11 protein-coding genes are annotated in these 14,905 nt (G+C 40.8%); 6 read left to right on the forward strand and 5 right to left on the reverse strand.

The genetic code is table 11. The annotated features are described in order from the left end of the window. Nucleotides 1-92 precede the first annotated feature (92 nt). Both mpgS and PZB74_RS17255 read left to right on the forward strand, forming a co-directional pair. Nucleotides 93-1,394 carry a mannosyl-3-phosphoglycerate synthase gene (gene mpgS / locus PZB74_RS17250; protein WP_302238395.1) on the forward strand — a complete coding sequence of 434 codons (1,302 nt, stop codon included), beginning with the start codon at nucleotides 93-95 and terminating at the stop codon, nucleotides 1,392-1,394. A gap of 3 nt (nucleotides 1,395-1,397) precedes the next feature. Continuing rightward, nucleotides 1,398-2,237, forward strand: a complete 840-nt coding sequence (locus PZB74_RS17255) for an HAD-IIB family hydrolase (protein ID WP_302238397.1) — start codon at nucleotides 1,398-1,400, stop codon at nucleotides 2,235-2,237. Here the strand turns inward: PZB74_RS17255 and PZB74_RS17260 are convergent. Then, entirely contained in the window at nucleotides 2,234-3,847 is a 1,614-nt protein-coding gene (locus PZB74_RS17260) for an ATP-dependent DNA ligase (RefSeq protein WP_302238399.1), read from the reverse strand. The two genes, PZB74_RS17255 and PZB74_RS17260, sit on opposite strands and share 4 nt — an antisense overlap. 54 nt (nucleotides 3,848-3,901) lie before the next feature. Here PZB74_RS17260 and PZB74_RS17265 point away from each other — a divergent pair, with 54 nt between their 5' ends. Continuing rightward, entirely contained in the window at nucleotides 3,902-5,359 is a 1,458-nt protein-coding gene (locus tag PZB74_RS17265) for a sulfatase family protein (protein WP_302238401.1), read from the forward strand. Nucleotides 5,360-5,554: 195 nt separating this feature from the next. Continuing rightward, nucleotides 5,555-5,941 carry a hypothetical protein gene (locus tag PZB74_RS17270; protein ID WP_302238403.1) on the forward strand — a complete coding sequence of 129 codons (387 nt, stop codon included), beginning with the start codon at nucleotides 5,555-5,557 and terminating at the stop codon, nucleotides 5,939-5,941. A 41-nt stretch (nucleotides 5,942-5,982) separates the two neighbouring features. Here PZB74_RS17270 and leuS read toward each other — a convergent pair whose 3' ends face one another. The 4 genes from leuS to rfaD form a co-directional block, all read right to left on the reverse strand. Continuing rightward, nucleotides 5,983-8,751, reverse strand: a complete 2,769-nt coding sequence (gene leuS / locus PZB74_RS17275; protein WP_302238406.1) for a leucine--tRNA ligase — start codon at nucleotides 8,749-8,751, stop codon at nucleotides 5,983-5,985. An 85-nt stretch (nucleotides 8,752-8,836) separates the two neighbouring features. Next, on the reverse strand, nucleotides 8,837-9,769 hold the full coding sequence (locus tag PZB74_RS17280) for a CHAD domain-containing protein (protein WP_302238407.1): 933 nt from the start codon (nucleotides 9,767-9,769) through the stop codon (nucleotides 8,837-8,839). A 60-nt stretch (nucleotides 9,770-9,829) separates the two neighbouring features. After that, nucleotides 9,830-11,881: a S9 family peptidase gene (locus PZB74_RS17285; protein WP_302238408.1), complete on the reverse strand. Its 2,052-nt coding sequence runs from the start codon at nucleotides 11,879-11,881 to the stop codon at nucleotides 9,830-9,832. 196 nt (nucleotides 11,882-12,077) lie between these two features. Next, nucleotides 12,078-13,043: an ADP-glyceromanno-heptose 6-epimerase gene (gene rfaD / locus PZB74_RS17290; RefSeq protein ID WP_302238409.1), complete on the reverse strand. Its 966-nt coding sequence runs from the start codon at nucleotides 13,041-13,043 to the stop codon at nucleotides 12,078-12,080. A gap of 119 nt (nucleotides 13,044-13,162) precedes the next feature. On the opposite strand from rfaD, the gene PZB74_RS17295 reads away from it, so the two are divergent. Together PZB74_RS17295 and lpxB are read left to right on the forward strand one after the other, a co-directional pair. Next, nucleotides 13,163-13,642, forward strand: coding sequence for a 6-pyruvoyl trahydropterin synthase family protein (locus tag PZB74_RS17295; RefSeq protein WP_302238410.1), 480 nt, complete (start codon nucleotides 13,163-13,165; stop codon nucleotides 13,640-13,642). Beyond that, nucleotides 13,642-14,772, forward strand: a complete 1,131-nt coding sequence (gene lpxB, locus PZB74_RS17300) for a lipid-A-disaccharide synthase (RefSeq protein WP_302238411.1) — start codon at nucleotides 13,642-13,644, stop codon at nucleotides 14,770-14,772. The genes PZB74_RS17295 and lpxB overlap by 1 nt, the downstream gene beginning before the upstream one ends. Nucleotides 14,773-14,905 lie beyond the last annotated feature (133 nt).

Here is a 14,905-nt window from a genome sequence, read left to right on the forward strand (position 1 = left end):
AAAATTTACTTTGGCTCTGGAGGTAAAGTCCTTAAATTAAGCAGTGTTATAATTTTCCACACTGTTAATTTTAAGTTTTAAGCACTTTACTTATGAGAATAGAAATTCCACGCGAGGTAGAAAGATTTGGCCCTATTATGTTTCACGATGTGCAGAAGGTATATGAACTGGACGGTGGGCTGAGATCTTCTAAAAACGAAGGTAAAGAAAATTCAACCATTGTTAGATTGTCTTATGAATCGCTCAATGAGATAGGGGAGAAAATGGTTATTGTGGTACCAGTGATGGATGAGCGAATTAAGCTGATAGAAGGAGTACTAGCAGGAATACCCAATGAGTGCCTTGTAGTCATTGTTTCCAATAGTCCTCGCGAACCTATAGATCGTTTTTATATAGAGAAAGATGCCATTGAGCATGCTGCCCGTTTTATGAGTAAACAGGTGTTGGTAGTGCATCAAAAAGATCCTGCATTAGCCAAAGCCTGCGAAGCCTCAGGCTACAAGTATATTCTGGATGAAGAGGGTAAAGTAAAAAATGGTAAAGCCGAAGGAATGATTCTGAGCACCATCATCGCTTACCTAACAGGAAGAAAATACATCGGTTTTATAGATTCTGATAACTTTTTTCCAGGTGCTGTGCTGGAGTATGTAAAGGAATATTGTGCTGGTTTTGTACTTTCCAAGTCAAAATATACGATGGTACGAATCTCGTGGCATAGTAAGCCTAAAATAGTTGAGTCCAACCTGTTTTTTGCGAAGAGAGGTAGAGCCTCTGAGCATACTAACCGAGTGCTAAACTCTCTCGTAAGTCATTACACAGGCTATGGTACAGAAATTATTAAAACTGGAAATGCCGGCGAACATGCCATGACGATGGACCTGGCTGCGAAGCTAGACTTCTCTTCGGGTTATTCTATTGAGCCTTACCATTACATAAATATGTTGGAGCGCTTTGGGGGGATTATTGGTAATCCTGAGAAAGATGTGCTCAAAAATCGTATAGATGTATTTCAGATAGAGTCTCGTAATCCTCATCTACACGAAGTTAAAGGTGATGAACACGTAAAAGATATGAGCAGAGCCGCGATGGAAGTAATCTACCGATCGCCTATTTGTCCTGAGCCTCTCAAGTCCGAAATACTGGATGACCTTTACAATCGTAAGCTACTCAAAAGAGGAGATAAGCTTCAGGAAAGTTTGTCTTACTATCCGGCCATTGTAAATGCTGATCTTAAAAAGTTTGCCAAGGTGTTGGAAAACCAGCCCTATGCAGAATTTTTCAAAGCAGATTTAAGCAAGAAAATCAAAAATGCTCAGCCAGGACTAATCCGCGACAAAGCAGAACAGGGTGGTGATCATTTGCCGGATCAGGGCAAAATGTTAGAAATGAAATAGCGTATGGCACAGAGGATCGTTTACACAGATCTTGATGGTACGCTGCTGGATTTTACCACTTACTCATATGCGATTACCGCTCCAACAGTAGGCAAATTACAAAAGGAGGGTATACCCCTGGTGTTTTGTTCTTCCAAGACTCGCCTAGAACAGGAAGTGTATCTTAAAGCGCTGGAAGTTCATCATCCTTTTATAGTGGAAAACGGCAGCGCCATACTTGTTCCTAAGCATTATTTTAGCTTTGACTTGCAATCTATCGCGCCTGCATATGGCATAACATTGCATGAATTGGAAGGCTACCATGCAATTCTATTGGGCAAACCTGCTGATTACATCAGAGAGAGTATTCGGCATGCTAGATCCTCATGTGGAGTAGATGTTAAAGGTTACGCTGATCTTAGCCTGCCCGATATAATGTTATTAACTGGTTTAGATGAAGAGGCGGCGCAAAAAGCAGCAAACAGAGACTTTTCTGAGACGCTTCTTAGTGGGGTAGACGCTACTACTGAGAATTGGCAAAAGTTTAATCAGATGCTTTACGAAAAGAAACTGCAATGTGTTTCCGGGGGAAAGTTCCATACAATAATGGGTATAGCTAGCGATAAAGGCAAAGCCATTACATTACTTAATTTATTATTTCAGCAGCAGTATGGAAGTATAGAGACGATAGGCTTGGGTGACTCTGCGAATGATCTGCCACTTTTACAGACAGTAGATAGGGCATTTCTGGTGCAGAAACCTAATGGTCAATGGCAGCCTATAAGTGACCCTAATATAAAAAAGGTCTCGGCTATTGGGCCTATGGGTTGGAAGATGGCGATTGAATCCTACTTTAGCTTTTAGCTGCCGTAAATATCCAGTAAGGCCTTTAGTTCTTCCAAGGAGTTGGCGTCTTCCGCTTTCTTATCATGTCTCCAGCGCAGCATGCGAGGAAAGCGGAGAGCTACGCCTGACTTGTGCCTTTTTGAATACTGTATGCCTTCAAAAGCCAGCTCAAAAACTAATTCTGGCTTTACTGATCTTACAGGTCCAAATCGTTCTTTAGTATTCTGTTTGACAAATCTATCTACCTTACGAAACTCAGCATCCGTAAGACCGGAATATGCTTTGGTAAATGGCACTAATTCTTCCTGTTCTCCTGAACGATCCCATACGGCAAAAGTATAATCAGTGTATAATCCAGCTCTGCGTCCAGAACCCCGTTGAGCATTTATAAGTACACCATCAATCGTCAATGGATCTACTTTCCATTTCCACCAGTCACCTCTTTTTCTACCAACCTGATAAGGTGATGATTTTCTTTTAAGCATAAACCCTTCTGCAAAGTGCTCTCTGGAACTTTCTCTTAAAGCTTTTAGCTCATCCTTATCTTTGGTACTAACCACAGGGGAGAGCTGGAAAAATGGAAGTTGAAAAGCGAGGCGGGCATGTAACTCTTCCAGTATTAGTCTACGTTCGCTCAAGGGCTTTTCTCTGATATCTTTTCCATCCCACTCTAACAAATCATAAGCTCTAATGACGATAGGTGCACTTTTAAGTATACTTTTACTTAAATTTTTTCGGCCTATTCGTGTTTGTAGAGCTGCAAAATTTAGTAGCTCACCATCCTTAAAAGGTAATATTTCGCCGTCAATGACAGTGCCATCTGGCAAGCTGCTTTCAAATGGCTGAAGCTCAGGAAATTTTTCTGTGAGCAGTTCCTCTCCTCTGGACCATATGTACAACTTGCCTTCCCGCACAATTACCTGAGAACGAATACCATCCCACTTCCATTCTACCTGCCAATCGGAAACATCTTCTATGGCATCAAAATCTTTTGTTTCTAAAGCATGAGCTAAGAAAAAGGGGTAGGGGCGAGAAAGGTGGTCTTCCTGGTTTTCTTCAACTATCAGTGATTGATAGCTAATATCATTTGGGTGCCAGTCGCCCATAAGACGATGTGCCACTATAGTTTTATCCATTTGGTGTACCTCTGCCACAGCACGTGTAACCATATTCTGAGATACCCCAATACGAAAACTGCTGGTCATCAATTTATTAAACACAAATTTCTCCTGACGGCTCATCTTTTGCCAGGCCTGTATGATGTTGAGCTTCTTCTCTTCATCGCTTAGGTCTTCCAGTCCCTGTATAAAGTCAATCCAGTAGGAGAGAGGTTTATCTTGTTCGTCAAAAGGTTCTGGCAATAGTAGTGACATGGTTTCCGCCAGATCGCCTACTATACCATAAGATTCTTCAAATAACCAGCCAGGCACATCTGCCAGCTCTGCGGTCCATTCTCTGAGTAGGGAGGTACGTACCTGTTTTTTAGGTTTTTTGTGGGTAAATAGCGCAAGCGTCCAAAGCTTATCTTTATCTGGAGCTTCTTGGAAGTATTGCTTCAGATATGCTATTTTATCATTTGTTTTGTTGGTTTGATCTAACAATGTAAATAGCTCGGCAAACTGTTTCAATGCAAAATTGGATTAATGTTCAGATATAATAACCTCATAAAAACCTTTTAGTTTATGTTACGATCTAACCTAAGGCTATTCATTTTTTTGCCAATTATTTTCTTGTGTAGCCTTCAGTCTGTGCCTGTTTTAGCACAAAGCCGACCTAATATTATTGTTTTTATTGCTGATGACGCAGGTTGGAGAGACTTCGGTTGTTACGGCAATCGTGCTATCAAAACGAGCAATATAGATATGCTGGCTCAAAAAGGGATGAAGTTTAATCAGGCTTTTTTAACTACACCTCAGTGTAGTCCTACACGCACGAGTTTGTTAAGCGGACAGTTTGCGCATACCATAAGAACAGAAGATTTACATAGTCCACTCAACGAAAATGTTAAGATTGTTCCTGAACTTTTACGAGCCAATGGCTACTACACCGCTCTTTTGGGTAAGTCACACATAGGTGATGCCGCAATACGCAAATTTGATGTGTTTTATCCCGGTAAAGGGAATCCTATGCCAGATGACTTTGCTAAAGTACTTTCTGCAAGCAACAAATCACCATTTTTTGCATGGTATGCTTTTATGGATCCTCACAGAATCTATCAGGATAGTACTATTGCGGATGGCCACGCGCCAGAGTCTGTTGTAGTACCTCCCTACTTGGCTGATACCCCAGAAAGCAGAAAAGATCTGGCCAATTACTATGATGAAATTACCCGTATGGACCGTAACATTGGTCAGGTGATGAACATGCTAAGAGAAAAAGGAAAGCTGGAAAATACGCTTATCTTCTTTATGAGTGATAACGGTAAGCCCTTTACCCGTGCCAAAGGGACACTTTATGATGAAGGTATAAAGACTCCGTTTATTGTTAGCTGGCCCGGCAGGGTAGCCAGAAAAAGCGTAAGTGATGCTTTAGTAAGTATGATTGACCTTGCGCCTACCATACTGGAAGCCGCAGGCGTACAAAAATCTGAGCAAATGTATGGTAAAAGTCTTCTTCCCCTGTTTTATCGTCAGGAGAACAAAGGAGATGAATATGTATTTGCTGAAAGAAACTGGCATGATTGTGATGAGCACATGCGTAGTGTGCGTAGCGATAGTTTTAAACTGATTTTTAATGCTTATATAGACCTTCCGCATGGTACAGCTGCTGATCTGGCTGGAAGTCCAGCGCACCAGGCTTTGCTGCAACTCAAACGAAATGGAGAACTAAACCATGAACAGTCATTGGTTTTTCAAACACCCCGGCCTCAGGTTGAGTTTTACAACCTGATAGACGATCCCTGGGAGTTCAACAACCTGGCATACGATGTACAGTATAGGCCACTTATACAGAAACATATGCGTGCACTGATGGAATGGATGAAAAACACAGCCGATTTTGACCCTCACTACCGTAAACGATATGATAATACTGATAGGGTGAGCGGTACAATATTTATGTTCGGAAGACCAGGTTTATATAATGAACTTAAAGAAGACGATAATCCTTTAAGCCGCGTCCTTCAAAATGATTTTTTGTAAAATATCAAGATGGTATTTAAAATAAACATAAAAATTCTTCGTAAGAATATAGTGTGAGTACAATAAAAAACTCATCAATCTATCGCTCTTTTGGCAAAATGTAATATTAAGACCAAACTTAAGAGGTAATGTACTATGTATTTGCTGAATATTTGTCAGGCTTAAATCATAAGGCATATTATGCTTTATAGGGCCATGAATAGAATAATTTTGCTGATGAAGATATTCGGCTCAACCATAAAGTACAGCATCGTCATTATTTTCATATGTACCGCATGTAATCGTGGTATGATATGTCCTGCTTTTCAAAGTAGTTTTATATTAAATGACAGCATTCGTAACATTACTTTCTCGGTACTAGGTCCTGATTCCTTACCAAGAGAGTACGTTACGGCTAAGAACCGTTACGGCATTATGGAAGATATAACGGACAAGAAAAAAAGAGAAAGCTTTAAAACTATTGAGATGGTTACTATCTATGATCCTATGTTTCCTGTAGATAGTGCTTTAATTATACCTCAGTACCAGGATGACTCGCTTAAATTTGCTGATCCGCAAATTAGCAGTACTTCAGGAAAATAAAAAAGCCCTCCAATGAGGGCTTTTTTTTTCTGCGGTAAATCTTAGACCACAATATTAACAATCTTTTTAGGAACAATGATGACACGTTTGGGAGCCTTACCCTGTGTCCACTTTTGAACCTGCTCTGAGGCCAGTACTTCTTTTTCTATTTCATCTTTAGGTACGTCCAGTCCAAACTTCATTTTGGCTCTTACCTTACCATTTACAGAAATAGGATACTCATGAGCTTCTTCTATCAGATACTTTTCATCATAGGTAGGAAAGCTGGCTTGTGAGATGCTACCTGTATTACCCAATACAGACCAGAGTTCTTCTGCAATGTGAGGTGCATAGGGCGATAGAATAAGTACCAACTCTTGAAGAACCTCTTTTTTATGGCACTTCAGGCTGGTTAGCTCATTTACACAAATCATGAAGCTACTAACAGAAGTGTTGAATGAGAGGTTTTCTATATCATCTTGAGCCTTTTTGATGGTTTTGTGAAGAATTTTAAGCTCAGCTTCTGTTGCCTTCTCATTATTTAGTACCAGTTCACCATTATCATTATAGAATAGTCGCCAAAGCTTACGGAGAAATTTGTATACACCGTCTATACCATTTGTATTCCAGGGTTTGGATTGCTCCAATGGCCCAAGGAACATCTCGTACATTCTTAATGTATCAGCTCCGTATTGTTTAATTACATCATCTGGATTAACTACATTAAACTTGGATTTTGACATTTTTTCTACTTCGCTGCCGCATAAGTATGCATTATCTTCCAGCACAAATTCTGCATCAGCAGCATCAGGACGCCATTGCTTAAATGCTTCTATATCTAGTTTACCATCATGAACAATATTTACATCTACGTACATAGCAGTGGTCTTGTATTCTTTTCTAAGATTATAAGACACATATTTATTCTCTCCGCTTACTCGGTAAACAAAATTAGAGACTCCCTGAATCATTCCCTGGTTTACCAGTTTCTTGTAAGGCTCATCAACAGTGATGTATCCACGATCGTAGAGGAATTTAGTCCAGAAGCGAGAATACAACAGGTGGCCAGTAGCGTGCTCAGTACCTCCAATATATAAATCTACATTTTCCCAATAGCTTTGCTTGGTCTTACTTACTACCTCATCCTCATTGTGAGGGTCCATGTAGCGGAAGTGATACCAGCTGGAACCAGCCCAGCCCGGCATGGTAGTGAGTTCGTATTCGTACTGGTTATTGTATTTCCAGTCGGTAGCTCTTCCTAAAGGGGGCTCACCGGTAGGTGTAGGCTTATACTCATCAATAGCCGGTAAATTGAGAGGAAGCTCTTCGGTATTTAGCGGCTGAGGTACACCGTCCTTAAAATACATAGGCACCGGTTCACCCCAATAGCGCTGACGGCTAAATACGGCATCTCTCATTCGGTAATTCACTTTTGGCTTACCTACCCCTTCTTTTTCTGCGCGTTCGTTTACTGCTTTTATAGCATCGGTAGACTCCATACCGTTAAGAAAATCAGAATTAATCATCTTGCCATGTTTCTTCTCGGTAGGGTCTTCCATATTGTCTGTGCCTTCAATGACCATACGGATAGGCAGGTTGAAGTGCTTGGCAAAACGAAAATCGCGATCATCAGAAGAGGGCACTGCCATTACAACCCCTGTACCATAGCCCGCAAGAACATAATCTGCTACCCAAAGCGGGATTTCTTCTCCATTGATAGGGTTAATCACATAGCTTCCGGTAAATACACCAGAGACAGTTTTTACATCTGCCATACGGTCTCTCTCAGAGCGGTTTTTAGCAACTTCTACGTAGGCTTCTACTTCTGCCTTTTGTTCGTCTGTAGTAAGTTGTGATATCAGTTCATGCTCAGGGGCGAGAGTCACATAGGTAACTCCATAAATAGTATCGGGGCGAGTGGTAAAGGCAGTAAGTACTATGTCGCTGTCTTTAACTTTAAAATCCAGCTCACAACCATAGGACTTTCCAATCCAGTTGCGTTGCATCTCCTTTAAGGAGTCTGACCAATCTACTTTTTCCAGACCAGAAAGTAAGCGATCCGCATAAGCTGTTATTCGCATCATCCACTGTCGCATCTTACGACGCTCTACTGGAAATCCTCCTCTTTCGGAGTATCCGTCTTTCACCTCATCGTTGGCCAGCACAGTGCCTAGCTCAGGACACCAGTTTACTACAGTATCAGATACATAAGTCAGGCGATATTTGAGGAGCATATGTTGCTGCTCATCCTCACTCATAGCTTTCCAGGCTTCCGCAGTAAAAGAGGGGGTATCTTCATCGCAGGCGGCCTCAAGGTTTTGGTTACCTTCTTTTTCAAACAGGCTGATAAGCTCTTCTATGGGTTCCGCTTTATCAGTAGCCTTGTTGTACCAACTGTGGAACAATTGTAAAAAAATCCACTGCGTCCATTTATAATAGTTAGGATTAGAAGTCTGAACTTCTTTATCCCAGTCAAATGAAAAGCCAATATTATCTAGCTGCTCTTTGTAACGACTGATATTTTGTTCAGTAGTAATGGCAGGGTGCTGCCCGGTCTGGATTGCATATTGCTCTGCGGGTAAGCCGAAAGCATCAAAACCCATAGGGTGAAGCACATTGTAGCCTTTCAGCCTTTTGTAGCGAGATACAATATCAGAAGCAATATAACCTAGAGGGTGCCCTACGTGCAGTCCGGCCCCCGAAGGGTAGGGAAACATATCCAGCACATAGTATTTAGGTTTACTGGTATCTACCTCAACTTTGTAAATTTTATTTTCTTTCCAATACTTCTGCCACTTCTTTTCTATTTGACGAAAGTCGTATTCAGCCATTACTAAAAATAATTTCTTGTGATTATAAGTCCGACAAAATTAGAAGAATTCACAAAGAATGCGCAGCAGCAGGATAAAAAAACGATTACGATACTGCAAGTGGTGGCTGCTCTTGTTTAATACTAAATTCTTTTAGGCCATATTTCCAATAGCTTGCCAGCCTACTCACAAACTGATCCGGAGCCTCCCATAAAATTCTTTGGCCTAAGGGTTTGGCTAACTTCTGATATTCTTTTCTTTTTGTATCTATCAAAGCGAAGATAGCTGCTATGGCCTCTTCGTTCTCGTATTGCATACCCTGAATATAGCTTTTTAAAACTGCCAGGTCATGGTCATTTCCTAAATAATCTGTAAGCTGATGAAGCTCACTTTCCAGTGTACTCATGGGTTCTTTCCAGATATCTCTTAGAAAATCTACCTCGTACCTGAGGTATTTGCACCTTTTCCTCCATTCGTGAAAATGCTCGGTGTCTTTTTTCTTGTAAGCTAACTTCATGGCCTTCTGGCAGCGAGTATATGTTATTTCAACACCTTTGGCAAATACATCAAAGCCTCTGTTTTTTACTTTCCACTTCTGATGATACTTATCCGCGTTTTTAAGGTCATCCATCACTTTATCCAGAATTCTGTCTCTGTTTATCCTCAGCCTGGTTACCGCTGCCTTACGTGAAGAAAAATGGTTTTTGATATCTGTATAAGCCTGACCACAAAGTTGCACATCCAACTCGTCATGTAGCATAATCAGGGTTTCCTGCATGGCACTTATATCCCTCTCTTCGGAAATTTGACGTGCCACATCGCGATAAAATGTATTGGTCTTTTTAAAATTTTTATTACCAATTTCATCACGCAGCAGTCTGCAAAAAGCTCTCATTTTCTTCATGTTTTTGCGGGTCTGGTGAATGGCCTTGTGTGGCTCATCGTTTTGTAAAGAGGTTTTGCAGTCTTCTAGAAAAGACTGCATAATTCGCTCTACATTGGAAGGTATCGTTTCTTGAAGATTAATTCTTAAGCTCATGTTGTAGTTTGATTTTTTATTTAACTCAATTGAAGGATGAGTGTTAGCAATTACTTAATATCATGATTCTACGGTTGTCTTTGCCAATACTTTGAGTAAAAAAGCATATTCAAAGGCAATTTCTTCCAGGTAGGCGTATCTTCCGGATGCTCCACCATGGCCGGCTCCCATATTGGTTTTAAGCAATAGCAGGTTATCATCCTTTTTAGCAACTCTGAGTTTTGCTGTCCATTTTGCTGGTTCCCAGTAGCTTACTCTAGGGTCATTAAGGCCGGCAGTAATCAGCAGGTTAGGGTAATCTACTGCTTTTACATTATCGTATGGTGAGTAAGAGCGTATGTAATCAAAGTATTCTTTTTGCTGAGGGTTGCCCCATTCTTCGTATTCGGTAACGGTAAGAGGAAGATCAGGGTCAAGCATAGTATTCAGGACATCTACAAAAGGAACTTTGGCAATCATGGCCTGAAATAAGTCGGGACGCATATTCATCACTGAGCCCATAAGCAAACCTCCGGCACTACCCCCAATAGCGCATAAATGATTTTCATCTGTATATTGCTTGGCAATAAGGTGTTCTGCACAGGCAATAAAATCGGTAAAGCTATTTTTCTTCTTAAACAGTTTGCCTGCCTTGTACCATTCTTCTCCTAAGTCTGCCCCTCCGCGTATATGTGCAATGGCGAAAATGAAGCCGCGGTCTAGCAAACTCACTCGGTTAGAGTTAAAATAGGGCTCAGAATTAATGCCATAAGCCCCATATCCATAGAGTAGCAAAGGATTAACAGCATGTGGGTCAGTATCTTTATGGTAAACCAGAGAGATAGGGATGTTAGTACCGTCTTCAGCTTTTGCTTCTATTCTTTCAGTGATATAAGCTTTTTCATCATAACCTCCAGGTACTTCGGTTTTCTTCAAAACCTCTTTTTCCCGGCTAAGCATATCGTAGGCGTATATTGTATTAGGCTGGGTAAGAGAAGTATAGTGGTAACGTAGTTTTTGCGTTTTAAACTCCGGGTTATTGCCTCCAAAGACATAGTATGCTGCCTCATCGTAACTTACCAGATGTGAGTCATTGGATCGGGGTTCAAGAATATGGATTTGCGTAAGGCCATTGGCTCTCTGGTACACCGCAAGATAGCTATCAAACTCATCCAGACCTTCAACTTTGATATTGGAACAATGTGGAAGAACTTCTTCCCACTGCTCTTTGCTTCTGGCATGTAGAGGAGCTTTCATCAACCTGAAATTGCTGGCCTTCCAGTTGGTGCGTATATAAAAAGCATCATTGTGCGGGTAGATTTCGTATTCGTGATGCTCTTCACGGGGAAGGAATACTTCAAAATTTGAATGAGGCTGAAAGGCAGATACCAGCCTGACCTCAGTTGTAATTTTACTGCCAATATCAATCAGTACATATTGCTGGTTTTTAGAGAGGCTAACCGATACAAAAAAGCGTTCGTCCATTTCCTCAAAGACCGACTGGTCTTCTGTAGGGCGGGTGTTGAGTTGATGACGCATTACTTTGTAAGGGCGCATACTCTCGTCTTGTACTACATAAAAGAAAGTTTCCCCATCCATGGCCCAGGTGGCAGAATCGGCAATGTTCTCTATCTGATCTACCAGCAAGGTATGGTCTTCCAGATTTTTAAAATAAAGGTGATATCTTTCAGACCCATCGGTATCCATAGCATAAGCCAGAAGTTTGTGATCCGGACTAACTTCATATACGCCCAGATGGAAATACTCATGACCTTCCGCCAAATGGTTGGCGTCTAGGAGTACTTCTTCTTTTGCATCAAGGCTGCCATACTTTCGGCAATATATTCTGTAATCTTTATTAGCCTCGGTGCGTGAGTAGTAATAGTAATTGTCTATACGAACAGGAGCAGTTTGATCGTCAGCTTTAATACGTGACTTCATCTCATGATAAAGCTCATTCTGTAAATCCTGATGCTCCTGCATTACCTCCTCGGCATACGCATTTTCTTTATGCAGGTAGTTGATAACCTCAGGGTTTTCTTTATCCTGAAGCCAGGCATAATGATCTATTAGTGGTGTATTGTGTACTTCTTTAACGCTAGCTTTTTGAGGTGCTAAAGGAAACTTCTTCATTTATTAGTATCAATTTTTATAAAATAGACAAAGTGAGTCGTTCTTCCTGTCACTACCATAATTCCTATCCTGGTAATTTATAAGAGACCCCACCGTCTAATGTTAATAGCATAGAAATAAAAAAGCATCTTAACCAGTGGTAAAGATGCCTGCTTATTTTTACGACCATATTTATTAAAGGTTAAAAACAGCCGTTTCAATAGTATTTTTGCTTACTTAAATAAGTTTTAATGTACTCGCTTATACCTTCTTCCAGGCTATAAAAAGCCTTGTCATAACCTATTGATTTTAATTTGCTCATATCGGCCTCTGTAAAATACTGATACTTTTCGCGAATATCTTCGGGGGTATCTATAAAGCCGATATTTTCTTCTTTATCCATAGCTTTGAAGACTGCTTTGGTAAGATCTAAGAAGGTGCGTGCTTTACCACTACCCAGATTATAAATGCCGGAGTCTATACGATGACGCATCAGGAAGTAGCAAACCTCCACAACATCCTTAACATACACGAAGTCACGCATTTGCTCACCGTCTTTGTACTCAGGGTTATGCGAGCGGAATAGCTTCATTTCGCCCTTTTCCGAAATTTGACGATAGGCATGCCAGATTACTGAGGCCATACGTGCTTTGTGGTACTCATTAGGCCCATACACATTAAAAAACTTTAGCCCTGCCCAAAAGAAGGGCTTTTTTTCCTGATTTAGAGCCCACTTATCAAACTCGTTTTTTGACTCACCATACGGGTTGAGGGGTAGCAGTTGAGGAATGATGCTTTCATCATCTTTGTAGCCAAGCTCTCCAGACCCGTAAGTGGCGGCAGATGAAGCATAAACGAGCGGAATTTGATAGTCTACGCAGCGACTCCATATTTCTTTGCTGTAGTTAAGGTTTAGTTTATCAAATATAGCGGTATCAAATTCGGTAGTATCGGTACGGGCACCAATGTGGAAAATGAATTCAACCTCTTCATAATTACGGTCCAGCCAATCAAAAAAATCGTCACGGTGTACTTTCTCCTGAATTTTTTTGCCTTCCAGGTTTTTGAGCTTAGCCGGATCATCAAATTGATCTACAGCAATAATATAGTTGAAGTTTTCTTCATTGAGTTTGGAGATCAGACAGCTACCTATAAAGCCGGCTGCCCCGGTGACAATCATCATGGTATGCGCTTTTTTTTGTTTCTATTATATTTTTAAGGAAGGATTCACCACCTCTTCTTGTTATCTGACTGTAATTCCGCCTTCTATTAATTATATTTGCGGCAAAATAAGCAGAGTCTATGATTTATGTAAGTAGAAGAGAGCATTTTAACGCTGCTCACAAATTATATAACCCTAATTGGACTAGGGAAAAGAATGAAGAGGTGTTTGGCCCCTGTGCAAATGATAACTGGCATGGCCATAATTTTGAGATGATTGTGACCGTAAAAGGCAAACCAGATCCTGAAACGGGTTTTGTGGTAGATCTGAAAAAGCTAAGTACTTTAATTAAAGAAAGAGTAATAGAAAAAGTAGACCATAAAAATCTGAATCTTGACGTGGATTTTATGCAAGGCAAAATGGCTAGCTGCGAAAATCTTGTTGAGGGTATCTGGAAGATATTAGCTCCTGCTCTTAAAGAAATAACAGACCGAGCAGTACTACACTCTATCAGGCTGTATGAGACGCCAAACAATTTTGTTGACTTTTATGGCGAAGGTCTAGAGCAGGATACACAAGCAGTGCAGAAAGAACCTCACCTGGCAACGGCTACTGTATAATGAAGTACTACATTATTGCCGGAGAAAGATCAGGTGACGTACATGGTGCAAACCTGATTAAAGCACTTAAACGAGAAGATGAAGATGCCCAAATAAGATGCTGGGGTGGCGATGCTATGGAAAAAGCCGGTGGCGAACTGGTAGTGCATTACCGTGACCTGGCTTTTATGGGGTTTCTGGAAGTGCTTAAAAACCTAAGAACTATCCGTCGTTTTCTCCGACAATGTGAGGCTGACCTATTAAGCTATCAGCCAGATGTACTTATACTAATAGATTATCCCGGCTTTAATATGCGTATGTCCAGATTTGCCAAAAAACAGGGCATACGCAACTATTACTATATTTCACCTAAACTCTGGGCCTGGAATCAGGGGAGGGCTAAGAAAATTAAAGCGAATGTTGATAAAATGTTCGTGATTCTCCCTTTTGAAAAAGATTTTTACCGCCAGTTTAAGTACGAAGTGAGTTATGTAGGTAACCCACTTTTAGATGAGATTAGAGCATATCAGGCAGATACTCATTTTCACCAAAACTATGGTTTGGCTACTGAAAAGCCTATCATAGCCGTGCTCCCTGGCAGCCGAAAGCAGGAGGTGAGCAATATGCTTAATACCATGATGGAACTAGTGCCGCAGTTTGAGGACTATCAGTTTGTTGTGGCAGCCGTAAACAACCTGCCAGACGAAATGTATGCCGAAGCCGAGCAAAAGAAAAATGTAGCAGTTGTAGAAGGGAAGACCTATGATATTCTGCATCATGCATATGCTGCGCTAGTTACATCAGGCACTGCAACACTGGAAACAGCTCTTTTTGAAGTGCCACAGTTGGTTTGTTACAAAACCAGTAATTTTTCATATCGCATAGCCAAATTTTTAATTAAGGTTCCTTATATCTCTCTGGTAAACCTAATCGCCAACAGAGAAGTGGTCCCTGAGTTAATTCAGCAGGACTTTAACACCACTAAATTAAAGTTAGAGTTGAAGAAGATCATTCAGGACTCACCCGAACGAAAAGCACAACTTAGAGGCTATTTTGAGATTAAACAGCTTATGGGTCAGGAGCGCGCTTCTGAAACCACAGCTAGAGAAATTGTAGAGAGCTTACGACTGGAAACTACCAGTACCATTTAAAAGTAAAATTTCCATCCATTAGATTTTAACTAGTTTACTCTACTTAGATAGTAGAGTAAGCCAGCCTTCCTTTAACCTAAGCGTTAAGTAGTAGTTCTAATGCTATTTTCGTGAAATGCATAGGTGTTTTATA

Origin of the sequence: Porifericola rhodea, from assembly GCF_030506305.1 — a bacterium.
GTDB classification, from domain to species: Bacteria; Bacteroidota; Bacteroidia; order Cytophagales; family Cyclobacteriaceae; genus Catalinimonas; species Catalinimonas rhodea.

Bases quoted from the DNA above. Each gene is read 5' to 3' on its own strand.
- rfaD (WP_302238409.1), bottom strand. From the start codon at position 13,043: ATGATGATTGTCACCGGGGCAGCCGGCTTTATAGGTAGCTGTCTGATC.
- PZB74_RS17255 (WP_302238397.1), top strand. From the start codon at position 1,398: ATGGCACAGAGGATCGTTTACACAGATCTTGATGGTACGCTGCTGGAT.
- mpgS (WP_302238395.1), top strand. From the start codon at position 93: ATGAGAATAGAAATTCCACGCGAGGTAGAAAGATTTGGCCCTATTATG.
- lpxB (WP_302238411.1), top strand. From the start codon at position 13,642: ATGAAGTACTACATTATTGCCGGAGAAAGATCAGGTGACGTACATGGT.
- leuS (WP_302238406.1), bottom strand. From the start codon at position 8,751: ATGGCTGAATACGACTTTCGTCAAATAGAAAAGAAGTGGCAGAAGTAT.
- PZB74_RS17280 (WP_302238407.1), bottom strand. From the start codon at position 9,769: ATGAGCTTAAGAATTAATCTTCAAGAAACGATACCTTCCAATGTAGAG.
- PZB74_RS17295 (WP_302238410.1), top strand. From the start codon at position 13,163: ATGATTTATGTAAGTAGAAGAGAGCATTTTAACGCTGCTCACAAATTA.
- PZB74_RS17265 (WP_302238401.1), top strand. From the start codon at position 3,902: ATGTTACGATCTAACCTAAGGCTATTCATTTTTTTGCCAATTATTTTC.
- PZB74_RS17285 (WP_302238408.1), bottom strand. From the start codon at position 11,881: ATGAAGAAGTTTCCTTTAGCACCTCAAAAAGCTAGCGTTAAAGAAGTA.
- PZB74_RS17270 (WP_302238403.1), top strand. From the start codon at position 5,555: ATGAATAGAATAATTTTGCTGATGAAGATATTCGGCTCAACCATAAAG.